The 16,942-nt window shown below is 60.3% G+C and carries 18 protein-coding genes; 12 read left to right on the plus strand and 6 right to left on the minus strand.

Annotated features, from left to right (window positions below; translation table 11 throughout):
• The 3 genes from VIW95_RS14410 to VIW95_RS14420 form a co-directional block, all read left to right on the plus strand.
• On the plus strand, nucleotides 1–244 hold a 244-nt coding region (locus tag VIW95_RS14410), incomplete at its 5' end, for a hypothetical protein (RefSeq protein WP_331587729.1).
• Between the two features lie 265 nt (nucleotides 245–509).
• Nucleotides 510–1,697, plus strand: a complete 1,188-nt coding sequence (locus tag VIW95_RS14415) for a vWA domain-containing protein (protein WP_331587731.1) — start codon at nucleotides 510–512, stop codon at nucleotides 1,695–1,697.
• Between the two features lie 205 nt (nucleotides 1,698–1,902).
• Nucleotides 1,903–2,289 (plus strand): Hpt domain-containing protein, encoded by a 387-nt coding sequence (locus VIW95_RS14420; RefSeq protein ID WP_331587732.1) that lies wholly within the window; start codon nucleotides 1,903–1,905, stop codon nucleotides 2,287–2,289.
• A gap of 16 nt (nucleotides 2,290–2,305) precedes the next feature.
• On the opposite strand, the gene VIW95_RS14425 is transcribed toward VIW95_RS14420, so the two are convergent.
• The 3 genes from VIW95_RS14425 to VIW95_RS14435 all read right to left on the minus strand — a co-directional run bounded on the left by VIW95_RS14425 (nucleotide 2,306) and on the right by VIW95_RS14435 (nucleotide 3,699).
• Nucleotides 2,306–2,887: an HdeD family acid-resistance protein gene (locus tag VIW95_RS14425; protein ID WP_331587734.1), complete on the minus strand. Its 582-nt coding sequence runs from the start codon at nucleotides 2,885–2,887 to the stop codon at nucleotides 2,306–2,308.
• 45 nt (nucleotides 2,888–2,932) lie between these two features.
• Nucleotides 2,933–3,373: a hypothetical protein gene (locus VIW95_RS14430; RefSeq protein ID WP_331587736.1), complete on the minus strand. Its 441-nt coding sequence runs from the start codon at nucleotides 3,371–3,373 to the stop codon at nucleotides 2,933–2,935.
• A gap of 80 nt (nucleotides 3,374–3,453) precedes the next feature.
• The gene (locus VIW95_RS14435) at nucleotides 3,454–3,699 is read right to left on the minus strand and encodes a hypothetical protein (protein WP_331587738.1); all 246 of its coding nucleotides are present in this window, start codon (nucleotides 3,697–3,699) and stop codon (nucleotides 3,454–3,456) included.
• A 258-nt stretch (nucleotides 3,700–3,957) separates the two neighbouring features.
• Here VIW95_RS14435 and VIW95_RS14440 point away from each other — a divergent pair, with 258 nt between their 5' ends.
• Entirely contained in the window at nucleotides 3,958–5,748 is a 1,791-nt protein-coding gene (locus VIW95_RS14440) for a radical SAM protein (protein ID WP_331587740.1), read from the plus strand.
• Nucleotide 5,749: 1 nt separating this feature from the next.
• Here the strand turns inward: VIW95_RS14440 and msrA are convergent, their stop codons facing one another.
• Nucleotides 5,750–6,415, minus strand: a complete 666-nt coding sequence (msrA, locus tag VIW95_RS14445; RefSeq protein ID WP_414645299.1) for a peptide-methionine (S)-S-oxide reductase MsrA — start codon at nucleotides 6,413–6,415, stop codon at nucleotides 5,750–5,752.
• 88 nt (nucleotides 6,416–6,503) lie between these two features.
• Here msrA and VIW95_RS14450 point away from each other — a divergent pair, with 88 nt between their 5' ends.
• The 3 genes from VIW95_RS14450 to VIW95_RS14460 all read left to right on the plus strand — a co-directional run bounded on the left by VIW95_RS14450 (nucleotide 6,504) and on the right by VIW95_RS14460 (nucleotide 8,599).
• The gene (locus VIW95_RS14450) at nucleotides 6,504–7,223 is read left to right on the plus strand and encodes a ZIP family metal transporter (protein ID WP_331587744.1); all 720 of its coding nucleotides are present in this window, start codon (nucleotides 6,504–6,506) and stop codon (nucleotides 7,221–7,223) included.
• Between the two features lie 167 nt (nucleotides 7,224–7,390).
• Entirely contained in the window at nucleotides 7,391–8,161 is a 771-nt protein-coding gene (locus VIW95_RS14455; RefSeq protein ID WP_331587746.1) for a hypothetical protein, read from the plus strand.
• A 57-nt stretch (nucleotides 8,162–8,218) separates the two neighbouring features.
• A complete protein-coding gene (locus VIW95_RS14460) occupies nucleotides 8,219–8,599 on the plus strand; it encodes a hypothetical protein (protein WP_331587748.1) in 381 nt (126 codons plus the stop codon).
• A gap of 141 nt (nucleotides 8,600–8,740) precedes the next feature.
• Here VIW95_RS14460 and VIW95_RS14465 read toward each other — a convergent pair whose 3' ends face one another.
• The gene (locus VIW95_RS14465) at nucleotides 8,741–9,148 is read right to left on the minus strand and encodes a hypothetical protein (RefSeq protein WP_331587750.1); all 408 of its coding nucleotides are present in this window, start codon (nucleotides 9,146–9,148) and stop codon (nucleotides 8,741–8,743) included.
• A gap of 114 nt (nucleotides 9,149–9,262) precedes the next feature.
• Here VIW95_RS14465 and cysK point away from each other — a divergent pair, with 114 nt between their 5' ends.
• The 5 genes from cysK to phoU all read left to right on the plus strand — a co-directional run bounded on the left by cysK (nucleotide 9,263) and on the right by phoU (nucleotide 15,685).
• Complete coding sequence (cysK, locus tag VIW95_RS14470; RefSeq protein WP_331587752.1) at nucleotides 9,263–10,219, plus strand: cysteine synthase A; 957 nt, start codon at nucleotides 9,263–9,265, stop codon at nucleotides 10,217–10,219.
• A gap of 16 nt (nucleotides 10,220–10,235) precedes the next feature.
• Nucleotides 10,236–12,563, plus strand: coding sequence for a molybdopterin guanine dinucleotide-containing S/N-oxide reductase (locus VIW95_RS14475; RefSeq protein WP_331587754.1), 2,328 nt, complete (start codon nucleotides 10,236–10,238; stop codon nucleotides 12,561–12,563).
• 212 nt (nucleotides 12,564–12,775) lie between these two features.
• Nucleotides 12,776–13,051: a metal/formaldehyde-sensitive transcriptional repressor gene (locus VIW95_RS14480; protein ID WP_331587756.1), complete on the plus strand. Its 276-nt coding sequence runs from the start codon at nucleotides 12,776–12,778 to the stop codon at nucleotides 13,049–13,051.
• Between the two features lie 15 nt (nucleotides 13,052–13,066).
• A complete protein-coding gene (locus VIW95_RS14485; protein WP_331587757.1) occupies nucleotides 13,067–14,968 on the plus strand; it encodes a cation-translocating P-type ATPase in 1,902 nt (633 codons plus the stop codon).
• A 30-nt stretch (nucleotides 14,969–14,998) separates the two neighbouring features.
• Nucleotides 14,999–15,685, plus strand: coding sequence for a phosphate signaling complex protein PhoU (gene phoU, locus VIW95_RS14490; RefSeq protein WP_331587759.1), 687 nt, complete (start codon nucleotides 14,999–15,001; stop codon nucleotides 15,683–15,685).
• 145 nt (nucleotides 15,686–15,830) lie between these two features.
• Here phoU and VIW95_RS14495 read toward each other — a convergent pair whose 3' ends face one another.
• Nucleotides 15,831–16,715: a hypothetical protein gene (locus VIW95_RS14495; RefSeq protein ID WP_331587761.1), complete on the minus strand. Its 885-nt coding sequence runs from the start codon at nucleotides 16,713–16,715 to the stop codon at nucleotides 15,831–15,833.
• Between the last annotated feature and the right edge of the window lie 227 nt (nucleotides 16,716–16,942).

The following is a 16,942-nucleotide window of genomic DNA, read 5'->3' on the forward strand; positions in this document are numbered from 1 at the left end:
CTGGCTGAAGGTGCATCGCGAGGAGCCGCCGAAGATCTCGCCGCTGCCGGAGTTCTACCGGCAGACACAGGCGGCGTACAAAGTGCTGGCGTCGGCGGGTGGCGGCTCGATGAAGTCGCTGACCAAGGACGCGCACATCAATCAGCAGGTGCTGATCCTCGCCTTCGGCGATCAATGGCAGTCGCAGGTCGCGTCGTTCGGGCGTGGGTTGAGCGGTAGCAGCGGCTCGGGTTCCGGTCCTTAGATCTTCCCTTCGCAGCGCTAACGATGATCCAGGAACCTAACCCCTAACCCCTTCCCTCGAGGGAAGGTGAACAATCGCGGAGGGGCAGAACAGAATCTTGAAGCGCGCGCGAAAGATGCGCGCTGAATAAGGACCCTCACCTTCGATCCTCTCCCTTTCAGGGAGAGGGGAAGAGCAAATAGATCGCAAGAAAATCGTACCTCCTCCGATCTCAGTTTCAGGAGACGCCAATGCTCGGGGCGAGCCTGGCGCGAAGGAGGATGCGATGATTGCGTTCCTGGTTGTCTGCCTCGCCGTGTCTTGCTCGATACTGGTCGTAGCCTTCTTATGGAACCGGATCCGCGGCGTTCCCATTTCAGCATCGATGCCGCCGGGCTTTCGCAGCGCGGCGCATTTTGCCGGCGGCCCATTTTCGTTTTCGATCGCGATTCATCTCGCGATCATTCTCACGCTCATCATCGCCGTGCATGAGAGCCGCGCGCGCGAGCAGCTAATCCTCATGATTGAACCCGGGTCGCTTCATCCCCTCGAGGCCGTCGAGCCGCTCGAGATTCCCGACGTGCCGATTCCCGAGTTCAACACCAAACAACCGGACGATTTGCCGCCCGTCGTCGACGTCAACAAGGTGCTCGGCGCGAACTCAAGCGAAGTCGGTGCTACGCCCTCGGACACCGGACTCGATATCGGGCGCCAACTCGGCAACTACATGAATCTCCGCCCTGGTTCGGGCGGCGACGGTGGCGGGACGTTTCCGTGGTTCATTACCGAGCTGCGTCACAAAGGTCTCGACGTAGTGCTGGTGATCGACGGCACCAAGTCGATGGACTTCGTGATGGCGGACGTGAAGGCGCGGATGACGCAGCTCGCGGTACGAGTTCGCCAGCTCGTACCGATCGCGCGGGTCGGGGTCGTCGTGTTCGGCGGCAAGGGCGAACCGGTGGACATGCAGCCGTTGACGCTCTCGACTGCGAAGCTGCAGTCGTTTCTCGGATCGATCCAGGCCAAGGGCGGCGGCGAATGGCAGGAGAACACGCTCGGCGCGGTGCAGGCCGCCGTCACCCGGATGGATTGGAAGCCATACGCGCGCAAGGTGATTGTGCTGATCGGCGACTCTCCCCCCGAGCAGGAAGATTTCGCACCGCTGCTCGCGCTCATCCGCGACTTCCGGCGCAACAACGGCACGCTCAGCGCCGTCGATGTCCAGCAAGAGGAGCATGAGCGCTACGAGCGCGAACTCTTCATCAAGGTTCATCGCATCGAGCCGACGCCAAAAGACATCGGGCCGCTTCCGCCGTTCGCCAAGCAGGCTCAGGCCGCGTACAAGGTGCTCGCGGCCACGGGCGGCGGCTCGATCCGCAGTCTGAGTCATGACGCGGACGTCAATCATCAGGTGATGATCCTGGTATTCGGCGACAAGTGGCAGGAACAGGTTGCACGATTTGCGTCGAGGTAGACGACAGCGCATCGCACCAATGCAAAGCGGCAAACAAATGACACGGCGGTGCGATCCTGCCGCCTCGCGAGGTTCAAAGGTCAGAACCTCATCGGCGTTCCTGGTTCATAAGGCATGCGCCTGACCGTCGCAGCAAATTATTGGCGGGGTTCGGTCGCATTCGCAGATCGGTCGGTTATTGCGGGCATGCAACTTGGATCATCACGTGAGCACCGAAGCCGCGAGCGTTCCACCGATCGACATGAGCGCGATCACTCAGCTCGCCGACAACGATGATATGGGCGACCAATTTATCGCCGAAATCATCAAGGTCTTTCTCGCCGACCTGAGCGAACGTGTGAACAAAATCGGATTGCAAATGAGCCAAGATGACCGCGCCGGCGTTGCGGCGACGGCACATGCAATAATGGGCAGCTGCGGTCATTTTGGCGCCGCCAACCTGGTTGAGTTGTCTCGGATCCTCGAAGACCGCGCGAGGCGCGAACCAACTGGCGATCTACAAATTGCGACCGATTCGATGATCGAGGAAACCAAACGTGTCCGAGCGGCGCTGGAAGCTTTTCAGCGCGACAAACTGGCGCCGACCTCATAGACGGGTCGTGGCACTATCATGCAGTCGCGGTTTGAGCGGGAGCGGGGCCGGCGCCACTTCCACTGCTCAACGCAAGCATCACTTCTGTCCATCCGTCGAAAATCATATCGATGCCGATGAACAGTCCGATGACCCACAGTCCGGAAACCGGCCACGAGCTCATGATCGAGAATCCGAGGACCAGCGAGATTGCGCCGTTCAGGATCAGCCATCCGCGATGATGTATTGGAGTCGAAAAGGCTACGAAGATTCTGAAGGTGCCGGCGACGATAAGCAGCATCGCGATCAAGAAGGTGAGCGTCACTGCGGCCACCCCGGGATGCGAAACCATCAGGAGTCCAGTTACCGCGTATAAAAGGCCGCCCATGAGATTGACAAAGAAGCCGCCCCACGCGCGGCGCGCGAATCCGTGAACTACTTCGAACAGCCCGCCCAAGATCAGCAGCCACCCCAGGAACATCACTGAGACCATCGTCATGATTTCGGCGCTACCTATCGCAATGGTGCCAACGATAATGAGCGCCACTCCCATAAACAGAAACCAGCCACGATGCGCCCTTACTTCTTCGATTCCCAACACCGGTACAAGTAAAGCCATCCTGGTCTCTCCTTGACTACCTGGTTTGAGTGAGCAAGTTACACGTCAACTCGCCGGCGGAGGCGCGGGCGATGCGGCGGGAGTCGTTTGAGTGGTGAAGTGGACTGCGGTGCCGGCGCATTCGAAGTACCCGCCTTCGTCATAGGGCTCGTAGGCGCCGTAGTCGTCATCGGCGACGAACCATACGCTGGTATTCACGATCGCATCGACCTGGTCGCCATACTTGCGATACGCGGCGGCTCTGAGTCCGTCGCCGTGGATTACCTGGCCGCCTGTCGAGTTCGGGAGGTTGAAGCAATAACCCTGGGCGCGTCCGAGCGCGGTGTACTGCGGATTGCCCTTGACGTTCGCGCCGTGGACGACCCTAATCTTTTTGTTCGCCGCACTGATGGCATCCTGCTGCTGCTGGAGGTGGGACACATCCTGCTCAACGCCCGTGCATCCTCCAAGCGCGACGATTGCAACTATCAGAAGAGCGAGCCGCATAACGTATCGTCTCCCGCCGATTTGCATACTATAAGCCGCGCGCGCAGCTATCTCTTCTGCCCGCGCGACTAGAGCAGTCGTTATGAACTGTTCTTCCTGCGCTCCGCCCAACGCTTCTTCATCGCAATTGACAGGCGCCTTCTGCCTGCTGGCGTCAGGCCGCCGCGCTTGCGCTTTTTCATCGTGGTTCCCTTGGGCCTGCCGACTCGCTTCTTCTTACCGCCGCCTGACAAAGCCGCGCCAGCCGATCCCAGCAGGGCAGTGATGGCCCGGCCGAGCCTGTCTCGTTCTTTAGCCAAGTCTGCGACTAATTTTTCAAGGTCCAAGGGTTGCTCCTTTGGCGCGCTTGCAGTATGCAGCCCGCGCCTTCTCTAAACGTTCGTTAAGATTCGCGTCCTATAGATAGGTGTGCACGCTTACCCGTGTCAGCGCAATACCTACAATGACTATCAAATCGACTCAGTCGCGCAAAAGTTCGAAGATTTCCAGTTCGCGCCGAACATATATCAACAGTCTGCGATCAAAGCGGTAGCGAACGCCTTCGATAGCGAATAGATTAAACCGTATCCTGTCTGGAAAGCGTATTGAAGGAACCGCACCGCACAAAATTTCTCGTCGAGCTCGTCAAACCCTCGCACTACGACGACGACGGCTACCTGATTCAATGGTGGCGCGGCTTCGTCCCGTCGAGTTCTCTGTCGAACCTCTACGGCCTCGCGCTCGACGCGCAGTCGCGGCACATCCTCGGCGAGAGCGTCGATCTCGATATCGAGGCTCACGACGAGACCAACGCCAAAGTGCCGGTGGGTGATATAGTTCGCAGGTTCAAACGCAATTCGAACCGCGGCGTCGTGCTGCTGGTCGGAGTGCAAACCAACCAGTTCGCACGGGCGGTCGATATCGCTCGCGAGCTGCGCGCCGCCGGGATCCGGGTCGCGATCGGAGGATTCCACGTCAGCGGATGCCTCGCGATGCTGCCCGAGATGCCGCCCGAGATGAAGGACGCGCTCGCGCTCGGAATTACGCTGTTCGCGGGCGAAGCCGAGCATCGGCTTGACGAGTTGCTGCTCGCCGCGTTCGAGAATCGATTGACGCCGGTTTACAACTACATGGCCGATTTGCCGGCGATGGACGGCGAGCCGCTCCCGTTCCTGCCGATGAAATACGTGAAGCGCTACGCCGGCTCGCTCGGCTGCTTCGACGCGGGACGCGGATGCCCGTTCAGTTGCAGCTTTTGCACGATCATAAATGTGCAGGGACGCAAGTCACGTCATCGCAGCGCCGACGACATCGAGCAGTTGATTCGCGCGCACGCGGCGCAGGGGGTGAAGAGCTTCTTCATCACAGACGATAATTTCGCGCGCAACAAGAATTGGGAGCCGATCCTCGACCGCATCATACAACTCAAGCGCCGCGACCGGCTGAAGATAAACATCATCATGCAAGTGGACACCATGTGCCACAAAATTCCGAACTTCGTCGAGAAGTCGGTGCGCGCAGGGTGCAAGAAAGTTTTCATCGGGCTTGAGAACATCAATCCCGACAGTCTTAAGGGCGCGTCCAAGGGTCAGAATCGCATCACCGAGTACCGCAAGATGCTGCAGGCGTGGAAGCGCGCCAAAGTGCTGACCTACGCCGGCTACATCCTGGGCTTCCCGTCCGACACGCCCGCAAGCATCGAGCGCGACATTGCGATCATCCAGCGCGAACTCCCGATCGACATCATGGAGTTCTTCATGCTGACGCCGCTGCCCGGCTCCAAGGATCACCAGGACATGTATCTGCGCGGCGAGCGGATGGAAACGGACACCAACCAGTATGACGCCGAACATGCGACCGCGGATCATCCGCGGATGAGCGCCGCCGAATGGCAGGACATCTACCAGCGTGCGTGGCACCTGTACTATTCGCCGTCGCACATCGAGACGCTGATCAAGCGGGCGGTCGCCAGCGGAATGCGCGCGCGGCGGATGACCTCGATGATTTTCTATTTCTACGGAAGTCATGCTTTCGAGCACGTGCATCCGCTGCAAGGCGGGATCATTCGCCGCAAGCCGCGCACGCAGCGCCGTCCCGGGTACCCGCGCGAAAACGCACTGATGTTCTTCATGCGGCGCGCACGCGAGATGTCGATGACATACTTGCCTGCGCTGTTTTTCTTCTTGCGGCTGGAACGGCTGCGAAAAAGGATCGAGAACGATCCGGCATCGAAGCACTATATGGATGTAGCGCTAAGCCCGGTCGCGGATGACGAGTTCGACGCCGACCTCGAGCTGTACCAAGCGTCGGACTCAGCAGTACGCGCGGCGGACCAGGCCCGCTCGCGCGCCGAAGAGATGCGCAAGGTCGAGATTCGCCGCGCGGCGGCCGCCTGATCTAGTTCGCGGCCTGTTGCGCGGGCTGTTGCTGGTACAGCCCTGGCAAGCTTTTCTGAAACTGCTCCAGCTTCGGCAAGTCGTTGAAGACGATATAAGGCTGATCCGGATGCAGCTCGAGGTAGTTCTGATGGTAGTCTTCCGCCGGATAGAAGCCGGTAAACGGAACCACCTTGGTGACGATTGGCCCTGAGAATGCATGCTTCTGCTCGAGTTGCGCGATGTAGTCATCGGCCATCTTCTTCTGCGCGTCGTTCTCATAAAAGATCGAGGACCGATACTGAGTCCCTGAATCAGGGCCCTGCCGATTCAGCTCAGTCGGATCGTGCGCGACGAAAAAAAACACCTTCAGCAAATCGTCGTACGAGACCTTCGACGGATCGTATGTCACCTGCACTGACTCGGCATGTCCCGTCCTTCCCGTGCTGACGGTTTCGTACTGCGCAGTGTTAGCCGCGCCGCCCGCATACCCCGAAACAACCTTGGTCACGCCCTTCACGTGCTTGAAGACAGCATCGACGCCCCAGAAACATCCGCCCGAAAAAACCGCGGTAGCGCTATCGCCGCCAGGAGATTGGGCCGATACGTCGATCGGATTCAGGCCGAACGACATTCCCAGGGCAAGCAAGATCGCCAGTATCCACTTCGTTCGTAATTCCATGCTCATCATACTAGCAACCCGGAACGCTCTCGTCTGGTTCCCGCAGCAAGTTTGAATTTGACCATCGACACTAAACTCTGAGCAAATTCCAACTATGCGATTCGCGCCGATACTGCTTGCCCTGGTCACGCTCGTCTCGACCGGGTTAGGCGGGACGGCCGCCATCCGCCTGCGCGACCGGCTTCATTTGCTGCTCGGTTTCAGTTCGGGCGCGGTGTTAGCGGTCGCCCTGTTCGACATACTGCCGGAAGTTTTCGCATTCGACCACGGCGCTTCGTATATGCCGATCACCGCGCTGGGGTTCCTGGCGTTCTTCGGCCTCGAACGCTACACCGCGATGCATCGCGCGCGCGAACACACTCACTCGGTGGGGGCGCATGAGCCGGAGCTTGGAGCGATGTCCGCGGCCGGCTTGGCCTTTCACAGTTTTCTGGACGGGGTCGCGATCGGGGTCGGCTTTCAGATGAGCGCGGCGATGGGACTCTTGATTGCGTTCGGTATAATCGCGCACGATTTCAGCGATGGGCTGAACACGGTGACCGTAGTTCTTGCGCATGGAAACTCGCCGCGACGCGCCGTTTTCTGGCTGATAATCGACATGCTCACGCCCGTTCTGGGCGCAGCTTCGACGCTGATGTTCGACTTGAGGGGCGTGCTGCCGTTCCTGCTCGCGTTCTTTGCGGGCTCCTTTCTGTACATCGGCGCCTCGGACCTGCTGCCGGAAGCGCGCGAGCACGACTCACCGCTGGTTGGCATCGCGACCTGCATGGGGATGCTCGCGATCTTTCTGATCACCCGCCTGCTGAACGGGTAGGATTGCAAGCCCGACAGTGGGCTTTAGGCACGATGGCCGAGATTGGCGAAAGACAGGTACATATATATGGTCTGCGGTTATGGAAAAAACCGGAGCGACTGCTCTCTTTCGTTCAACTCGTTGCGTGATGCCGCATCGCGGCTTTACCGAAGATTGATCCCCAAATCATGGCTCATATTTTTGATGACGTTGATGCCTGGGCGATAGCGTCGACGGTCGCACTCGCGATGACCTTGGGCTGGCTCGCGGGGCGTCGGCGAGGGCGCCGCTTACGCGCAGAATTGAACGGTAAGCCTGCTGTATCCAAATTCGATGATGCCAGCCTAGCGCTCCTTGGTTTGCTCCTTGCGTTTACGTTTTCAACCGCGCTTGGCAAGCACGACCAGCGACGCATCATGGTGGTAACCGACAGCAACGCTATAGGTGACTTTTACACTTGCGCCAGTCTCCTGAAGGAACCCGAGCGGAGCAAATTGCGGAGCGTGATCCGCGACTATGCGGCCCTGAGAGTCGATCTCTCCACACGCGCCTACGATGCTCATGCTTTCGAACACGCACTTGGCCAATTTCAACAAATGCACAACCAGATGGTTGAGCTGGTCTCCGCGGCGCTTGCGGATGGCACACCTATCGCGGTCCCGTTGACCAACACTCTCAACGCTGCGACCAGCAGCCATGCCGAACGCCTCGCCGCAATCCGCGATCGGCTGCCGACCACCATCGTGCTGTTGCTCCTCCTATCGGCAGTAATCTCGGCATTGCTGGTTGGCAGAGAACAAGGAGCGGCGGATGAAGCCGATATCGCGGGAACCGTCAGTTTCATCGTACTCATCAGCTTCGCCATATTTGTTACATTGGATCTGAACCAGCCTAACCGGGGCTTTATAGCTGTCGACCAGGAACCGATCCAGCGACTGCTATCAACGATGTCTCAATGAGGCTACGTTCCAGAAGTATTCTGACGGAGTGAGTTGAGGCCGGGAGGTCGTTCAGCCATGCCATCGAAAGATCGCTCGAAGGAACCGCCGGATACCGTCGATCCCTCGCCGACCCCTGCCAAAGGGAAGCGTTCGGACGCCGACTGGCCCCAGCTTCTCGCGCGCTTGGTAGAAGGAATAGTCACAGCCGAGTTGCACGAGTTCGAAGACAACGTGATGGCATTTCTCGACTCCGCCGTCTCGGATGCCTACGCGGCCTTCATCTGGATATGCGCGCGACTGATAGGCGCGGCTCTTCTATTGACGGCGCTGGTCCTGTTCCTGGGGATTTTTCTTCAATGGTGGGCGGCGTTTGGGTTGCTGGGGGTAGTAGTTATCGCGATGGGCGCTCTCGCGAGACTTACGCGTCGTACACGTAAGCTCCGACCACGTCGATAGGATCGATGCGATCGCTAGTGACCCACCAAGCTTTCCACGTGTTCGACATCGAAATTCTGGACGAGGACGTCGTCCCGGAAAATTTCGAGAGCTTGCGCGCCATGTCGCGTCTGATCAAACGCGCGCAAGCGCGGTAACAATCTACGCGAGATCGGCTTTGTGCCGGCTGAGCAGTACCGCCGTGCCCCAACTGAACGCGAGCGCACCAACGATATACACAATGCCGAAAATCATGTCGCCTCGTGAGGCTGGCGGCGGATTGCGCGCCGAGAAAAGCACCAAGTTGATCGTGACGTAGATCGCATATGCGTAGCCGAAGAACATCGCGTAGCGGCGCATCCGCCAAATGCCGGCGGCATAAGCCAGCAGAAAAATTCCCAGGATCGGGCCAAGAATCGCGTTCGGCGTGCCGCTCAGCCGTCTGCCAAAAAAGACCAGGCCCGTGGTCGGACCCTCCAGATGCAACGGCTTCAGAATGTCGGACAACGCCAGAATCGCGAACAGGATCGCCAGAACCGTGAGCGCGAGACCGCGCCTGGAATTTGCCATCGCCAAAGGCCTCAGCGTATCTCTAGTACTCCGAGGCAGTTGGCTTCAATCGTTATTTTTCGGGTTTAACAGGTAATATAATTCGACGACTTCAAGCAGCGGGGAGGCCCACCCATGCCACATTGGTACGAAGACAATTCGCGTTCGATCGGACACACGCCGCTGGTGCGGCTCAACCGCGTCACCGACGGCGCTCCGGCTACAGTTCTCGGCAAGATCGAAGGACGCAGCCCCGCGTATTCCGTCAAGGACCGAATCGGCGCCGCGATGGTCTGGGACGCCGAGAAGCGCGGCCTGCTCGGTCCCGGCAAAGAGCTGGTCGAGCCGACCAGCGGCAACACCGGCATCGCGCTCGCTTTCGTCGCGGCGGCGCGCAAGATTCCGTTGACGCTGACGATGCCGGATACGATGAGCCTCGAGCGCCGCAAGCTGTTGCTGGCCTATGGCGCAAAGCTCGTGTTAACGGAGGGCGCGCGCGGCATGACCGGAGCGATTGCGAAAGCCGAGGAGATCGTGTCGTCGGCGCCCGATCGCTACGTCCTGCTGCAGCAGTTCAGCAATCCCGCCAATCCCGCCATTCACGAAGCGACAACCGGGCCGGAAATCTGGAACGACACCGAAGGGGCGATCGATATTTTCGTGTCGGGCGTCGGCACCGGCGGTACTCTCACGGGCGTTTCGCGCTACATTAAAAAAACCAAGGGCAAAGCGATCGTCACGGTCGCCGTCGAGCCGAGTGCCAGTCCGGTCATCACGCAGCAACGCAGCGGACAGCCGCTCAAGCCGGGAGCGCACAAAATTCAGGGCATCGGCGCAGGGTTCATCCCTGGAAACCTCGACCTCTCGCTCATCGATGTAGTCGAGCAGGTCACTAACGAAGAGGCGATCGAGTACGCGCGTCGGTTGACGCGCGAGGAAGGAATCCTGTCGGGCATTTCGTGTGGAGCCGCCGCGGCGGTCGCCGCGCGCATCGCAAAGCGTCCGGAGAACAAAGGCAAGACCATCGTCGTCGTGCTGCCCGATTCCGGCGAACGATACTTGAGTACCGCGCTGTTCGAAGGCATTGCTTAGACGAGGCGCCTGCTGCGTGAGCGTGAAGCCAGAACAAATTCCTGACGCGGCGCCAACTCTAAACGGTTCGCATTGGGGCGCTTTTGAGCCGGTCGTCGTCGATGGACGCGTGACCGAAGCGCGGCCCTTCGCGAGAGATCCGGTTCCTTCGCCCTTGCTGCAGTCGATTCCCGACGCGTTGCATCATGCCAGCCGCGTCGCGCAGCCCGCAGTGCGCGCAGGCTGGCTCGAGAACGGGCCCGGCGGTGCTCGCGATCGTCGCGGCGCAGATCGTTACGTGCCCGTCAGCTGGGAGCGCGCGCTTGATTTGATCGCCGATGAAATCAAGCGCGTGATTCGCGAGCGTGGCAACCAGGCAATCTACGCCGGCTCTTACGGATGGGGCAGCGCCGGGCGCTTTCATCATGCGCGGACGCAGCTGCAGCGCTTCCTCGGCGGCGTCGGCGGATTCACCGGCGCGCGCGACACCTACAGCAACGCAGCGGGCGCAGTGCTGGTGAAGAACGTGCTCGGCAGCATGCGCGCGATGAACGGTCCCGGCACCAGCTGGAAGAGCATCGCCGATCATGCGGATCTGGTCGTGATGTTCGGTGGAATGCCGACGCGCAACACCCAGGTCACGCCGGGCGGGATGGGCGAGCATACGACGCGCGGCTGGCTCGAGCAGGTCAGGGCCGCAGGCGTCCAGTTCTGCAACATCAGTCCGATGCGCGATGACGCCGCGAGCTTCCTCGACGCCGAGTGGATCGCGCCGCGCCCGCATAGCGATACCGCGCTGATGCTCGCGCTGGCGCATACGCTGATTGTCGAAGGGCTGCACGACGCCGACTTCCTCGCGCGCTACTGCGCCGGATTCAATCGCTTCCGCGACTATCTGCTTGGTGCCGAAGACGGCGTCGCGAAGTCTGCCGGCTGGGCGGCGGGTTTGACTGAAATATCTGCCGACAGGATTCGCGAACTGGCGCGCAAGATGGCCGCGTCGCGAACTTTTATCAACGTCAACTGGTCTTTGCAGCGCGGCGATCATGGCGAGCAGCCGATATGGGCGGCGATCGCGCTCGCCGCGGTGCTCGGCCAGGTCGGTCTGCCGGGAGGAGGTTTCGGCTTCGGCTACGGCAGCATGGAGGGTCTCGCGAGCCTGCTGCCGGACATGCCGATCCCGACTCTGCCGCTCGGCCACAATCCGATTCGCAGCTTCATCCCGGTGGCGAGGATCGCCGACCTTCTTCTCAACCCGCAACAGCCGTTCCAGTACAACGGGCAAGACCTCGTCTATCCCGACATCGAGCTCGTGTATTGGTGCGGCGGCAACCCGTTTCACCATCATCAGGATCTCAACCGCCTGATTCGCGCGTGGCGACGGCCTGCGACGATCGTCGTGCACGATCCGTGGTGGACCGCGACTGCGCGTCATGCCGACATAGTGCTGCCGACGACCACGACGCTCGAGCGCGACGATATCGGCGCGAGCGCACGCGATCGTTTCATCATCGCGATGAAGCAGGCAGTCGCGCCGGTCGGCGAAGCGCGCGACGACTTTGCTATCTTCGGCGATCTCGCGGACCGCTTCGGCACTCGCGAGTCGTTCGCAGAAGGCCGCACTACTATTCAATGGCTGCGGCATATCTACGAGGCTGCGCGCGAACGCGCGAATCGCCACGTGGCGGAGTGGCCTGCCTTCGACGAGTTCTGGAAGCGCGGCTACCTCGAAATTCCCGAAGCGCCGACGGCGCACGTGATCTTCGAAGAGTTCAGGATGGATCCCGACAGCAATCCACTGCCGACTCCGTCGGGACGAATCGAAATCTTTTCGGAGAAGATCGCGAGCTATAACTATGCGGACTGTCCCGGACATCCCTCCTGGCTCGAGCCCGCGGAATGGCTGGGCAGCGCTGCCGCGCGTGAATACCCGCTGCATCTCCTGACCACGCAGCCGAGCACTCGTTTGCACGGCCAGATGGACATGGGGCGCGTCAGCCAGCAGAGTAAAGTCGCGGGGCGCGAACCGATCCGAATGAACCGCGGTGATGCGGGCGCGCGGGGAATTCGCGACGGCGATGTCGTCCGTGTTTTCAATCAGCGCGGCGCGATACTGGCCGGCGCGATGCTGACCGATGACATTCGCCCCGGCGTGATTCAAATCTCAACCGGCGCGTGGTACGACCCGCTCGAACCGGGCGTGATTGGCAGTCTCGACAAGCACGGCAACCCCAACGTGCTGACGCTCGACAAGGGAACGTCGCGCCTGGCGCAAGGCCCGAGCGCGCAGACCACGCTTGTCCAGGTCGAGAAATACGCTGGCGAGCCACCGCCCATCAGCGCCTTCAAACCGCCGCTCGCCTGATCTCCGCGGTCGGTACGGGCCGGCGCAATCGGTCTCAAAATTAACCCGTGCGAATTTTCCTTCCATTTTAGCAACACCATACCCTGTATGGTGTCAGCGATCTGAGTGATTTACATCCTTACTCTGCTGGACATTCACGACAGAACAGGTTATTACTATACACCCTAGGGTATATTTTCAGTATTTTCCTGGTTTGCAGAGGTGCTTGAGATATGGGGCATACCATTAAAGAGAAGACCAAGCTGCTGAACCGAGTGCGGCGGGTTCTCGGGCAGGTGGAAGCACTCGAGCGCGCGGTCGAGGAGGAAAAGGGCTGCACCGAAGTCCTTCACCTCGTCGTCACGGCGCGCGGTGCAATGAACAGCCTCATGGCGGAGATCATCGAGGATCACATCCGCATGCACGTTGTTGATCCGGATCACGAACGCGGCTCGCGGGCCAGGGGCGCGGAAGAGTTGATCGAGATCGTTCAGGCATACCTGAAGTAGAAGGGAGTCGGTTCAATGGAGCGCGAGCACGACCAAATCTTAAGCCCGGTCGAGGCGATGCGGATCATTTTCGTGGCACTTGCCGCGGCCGCCGTCTGGTTCCACCTGTGGGAACCAATTTCGGGTATCAGTGTGATCGGAGCGATCGGCGTGCTGGTGGGCGGTTGGCCGATCTTCAAGGAAGCGGCAGAGAACGCAGCGGCGCGACGGATGACCATGGAGTTGTCCATGAGCATCGCGATCATCGCGGCAGCTTGTATCTCGCAATACTCCACTGCGCTCATCATCGTGTTGTTCGTGCTGGTGGCCGAAGTGCTGGAGGGCATGACTGTTTCACGCGGCCGGCGGGCAATCCGCGACTTGATGGGTTTCCTTCCTCATTTGGTCACGATCCGCGACGCCAGCGGCATCCGCGAGGCTTCGACCGACGAGCTGCGAGTTGGCGATTCCGTGCTGGTCAACCCCGGCGGTTTGTTGCCGATCGACGGCGTGGTGGTCAGCGGCCACTCATTTGTCGATCAGGCGCGGATTACGGGCGAATCGATGCCGGTCGAGAAGCTGCCCGGATCGGTTGTGTACGCGGGAACAATCAATCAATCGGGGGCGCTCGAGATTCGGGTCGAACGGATCGGGCGCGACACCAGCTACGGCAGGATCATCGAGGCTGTAGAGCACGCCGAGCGTTCGCGCGCACCGGTGCAGCAGTTGGCGGATCGACTGGCCGGGTACCTGGTCTATTTTGCACTCGCGGCCGCGGCAATCACGTTCATCATCACGCGCGACGCGCGCTCAACGATTTCAGTAGTGATTGTTGCGGGCGCTTGCGGCATTGCCGCCGGCACGCCGCTGGCAATCCTGGGCGGCATCGGTCGTTCGGCGCGGCTTGGCGCGATCATCAAAGGCGGGCTTTACCTGGAGACTTTGGGAAAGGTGAATACTGTCGTGCTCGACAAGACCGGCACACTCACCTTTGGGCGGACCGAAGTGCAGACCATCGTTCCGGCGTATGGTGTGTCGGAAATCGAGGTGCTGGAAGCGGCGGCGTCGGCAGAAATGCGATCCGAGCATCCGCTGGGCAGAGCGATCCGCGAGGTTGCATCGGCGACGAACCTTTCCGTTCGCGAGCCCGAGCGTTTTGACTATATGCCCGGCCGCGGCATCACGGCGGTGGTTGACGGAGTAACGATCCTGGTAGGCAATCGGCGGCTCTTGACCGATCAGGCAATAGAAGTGCCGAGTGATTTCGCCAGCGGCGCCGATCCCTCTTCGGAAGTTCTCGTAGCGCGCAACGGACAACTGCTGGGAGCGATCCTAATTGCCGACGTCGTGCGGCCGGAGGCGAGGCGAGCTATCGAGGCACTCAAGGGCATGGGCATCCGCAGTGTGCTGTTGACCGGAGATACCGAGGCGGTGGCCCTGAAGGTTGCGCACGCGCTCGGAATCAACGAGGTCCAGGCTGAGTTGCTGCCCGAGATGAAACTCGCGCAGATCAAGAGCCTCGTGGCGGGCGGTCGCATCGTGGCGATGGTGGGCGACGGCATCAACGACGCTCCCGCGCTGGCCGAAGCGAACGTTGGCGTTGCGATGGGATCAGGCACGGACGTCGCGCGAGAGAGCGCAGACGTCGTGCTGCTCGGCAACGATTTGCTGAAGTTTACCGAGACGCTGGCGATTGCGCGGTGGACGCGCCGGATCATCTGGTGGAATTTCGCCGGCACGATCGGAGTCGATATGGTCGGCATGGCGCTGGCGTCCATCGGCCTGCTGAGTCCTCCACTTGCCGCGTTCATTCACGTGACTTCCGAGTTGGTCTTTATCCTCAATTCGGCGCGCCTGCTGCCGCGATCGGATCGGAGCAGCAATCAGCCCTCGATGAACGTTGAGCCGCAACCGAGCGCTCTAGCGAAGGCCGCGTGACGGATCGATCGCGTAATCCGGAGTTCAGCCATGGTACATGAACACAAAAAATTCGATCTCGAACTTTCCGATCTGCGAACGAAGCTCGGTCAAATGGGAGAGCTGGTCGTCGCGCAGATCGAGGGAGTTCTCGCCTGCCTGAGCGAGCACGACGTTCGCGCCACCCGGATGATTATCGAGCAGGACAGCAACGTGAATCGAATGGACATCGATCTCGAAGAGATCTGTCTGCAGTTCCTGGCGCTGCATCAGCCGGTGGCCGGAGACCTGCGGCTGATAACTGCGACGATGAAGATTACGACCGAGCTGGAGCGAATCGGAGACCGAGTGGTCAACATCTGTGAGGCGGTTCACGATCGCGACGCGCGCGAGCCGGTAATCTCGCATGCTGAAGTCTCGCAAATGGGAACGCTCGCGCTCGCGATGGTCCGCGACAGCTTGATGGCCTTTGCTCGAGGGGACGGTTCGCTCGCGCGCCGAGTGTTTGAGAAGGACAAGGAGTTTGATGCGCTCTACGGCGAGGCGTTTGCGAAGCTCACCGCCGCGCTGGCAAAGGATCCCGAGCGAGTGGCGCACGACGTCAGGCTGGCGTTCCTGTCGAGGGACCTGAATGAAATTTCCGAACACGCAACCAATATCGCCGAAGTCGTGATGTTCATGATCGACGGCAAGGAGATCACTCACATGGACATGCACGAGCGGCGAGCAGCGCGGTAAGGATGGTGAATCGCTTGATTTAATGCGGAACCCGCCATGGGTTCCGCACCTCCTTGGGCAGGGGTGACCCCTGCACCCAGTACTAATCGCAAAATGGCGAGGACGCCATTTTGCTCTCAGGTTCTTTTTGGGAGGTTTTCGCGAATCAGTTTGCAGTCGCGTCCTTGTACTTGGGCGACGATGCCTTCATGAAGCGCAGCAGCATTCTCATCTCGGCGACGCGCTTACCGTCGGCTTCGTTCAGTGCGGTCTCGAACCACATGTACTCGGTCTTGGGACTCTGGCCGAGGGCGACGATGCTCCCGCTAACGCGATACGGATGTTCGACCATCACGGGTCCGTTGATATTGCGCAATTCGATCGCGCCGAACAATCCGACTGCCCGCCCGAGCTTGCTGCGCAGCGTCGCGATCGATTGCGAATAGAGTAGCTGGACCATCGTGGCTGGAGTCGCGATCGAAGCGCCCCACGGCGAAGGCTTCGTGTACCATTCCAGCGGTTCGGTGATGACCTTCATTCGATCGGCCATCGCACCTTTCGACAGAAACGCATCGCATTCTTCGAACTGGTCGCCGACCTTGAGCCCGCCGAGAATTCGCAAGTCGCCGGGGTCGAAGCGATCGAGCGGACGGCGGAGCAACGCGGTTGGTTCCTCGGGACTTCCGATCGACGCGGTGCCTTCGGCCACGCGCATGCCGTCGTCGCGCTCGATCCAGATATCGACCTGCGCGTCAGTAGCGCCGGCGGGCGGCTCTTTGGCGAACGCGCGCACCGCTTCACGGTCGGTAGTCGCGTTGAGGAAGTACATCGAGATCGTTCCGCGCTCGAACCATCGCTGGCCGAACGCTTTCAAGAGGATTGGCGGGAACAGTTCGAGGTGAATCGAGCCGGCGACGGTGCCGCCGCGAAACCCGAGCTTGGTGGCGGTCGCGTCATCATGGATGCTGCCGGCGACTTTGCTGGCGTTGTTGACGGAGCGCCGCAGCGGGCCGGCGAACACATGATCGCGCAATTCGATTTCCGAATTCATAAGAGAGTCCTCGGACCGGATTCAAGCACGGTGTCACGGTGTTCGGCAAACTTCGCGACCGGGAAACCTTTGCGTAACTCGGCGGACAGAATCAGAGCGGAAGCAGAATCTTGAATCGCGCGCGAAAAGAGCGCGCTGTAATCGGACCCTCACCTTCATCCTCGCCCTAACAGGGCGAGGAGACAGAAAGGACGTTTCCCGATCCGTTCGGGCGGGTGCTAATTTCG

Origin of the sequence: Binatus sp. (SeqCode), from assembly GCF_036522015.1 — a bacterium.
GTDB lineage: Bacteria > Desulfobacterota > Binatia > Binatales > Binataceae > Binatus.

Excerpts from the sequence above, each read along its gene's own strand:
- VIW95_RS14415 (WP_331587731.1), top strand. The coding sequence starts at position 510 with ATGATTGCGTTCCTGGTTGTCTGCCTCGCCGTGTCTTGCTCGATACTG.
- VIW95_RS14425 (WP_331587734.1), bottom strand. The coding sequence starts at position 2,887 with ATGGCTTTACTTGTACCGGTGTTGGGAATCGAAGAAGTAAGGGCGCAT.
- VIW95_RS14430 (WP_331587736.1), bottom strand. The coding sequence starts at position 3,373 with ATGCGGCTCGCTCTTCTGATAGTTGCAATCGTCGCGCTTGGAGGATGC.
- msrA (WP_414645299.1), bottom strand. The coding sequence starts at position 6,415 with ATGAGCATGGAATTACGAACGAAGTGGATACTGGCGATCTTGCTTGCC.
- VIW95_RS14450 (WP_331587744.1), top strand. The coding sequence starts at position 6,504 with ATGCGATTCGCGCCGATACTGCTTGCCCTGGTCACGCTCGTCTCGACC.
- VIW95_RS14455 (WP_331587746.1), top strand. The coding sequence starts at position 7,391 with ATGGCTCATATTTTTGATGACGTTGATGCCTGGGCGATAGCGTCGACG.
- VIW95_RS14460 (WP_331587748.1), top strand. The coding sequence starts at position 8,219 with ATGCCATCGAAAGATCGCTCGAAGGAACCGCCGGATACCGTCGATCCC.
- VIW95_RS14465 (WP_331587750.1), bottom strand. The coding sequence starts at position 9,148 with ATGGCAAATTCCAGGCGCGGTCTCGCGCTCACGGTTCTGGCGATCCTG.
- cysK (WP_331587752.1), top strand. The coding sequence starts at position 9,263 with ATGCCACATTGGTACGAAGACAATTCGCGTTCGATCGGACACACGCCG.
- VIW95_RS14480 (WP_331587756.1), top strand. The coding sequence starts at position 12,776 with ATGGGGCATACCATTAAAGAGAAGACCAAGCTGCTGAACCGAGTGCGG.
- VIW95_RS14485 (WP_331587757.1), top strand. The coding sequence starts at position 13,067 with ATGGAGCGCGAGCACGACCAAATCTTAAGCCCGGTCGAGGCGATGCGG.
- phoU (WP_331587759.1), top strand. The coding sequence starts at position 14,999 with ATGGTACATGAACACAAAAAATTCGATCTCGAACTTTCCGATCTGCGA.
- VIW95_RS14495 (WP_331587761.1), bottom strand. The coding sequence starts at position 16,715 with ATGAATTCGGAAATCGAATTGCGCGATCATGTGTTCGCCGGCCCGCTG.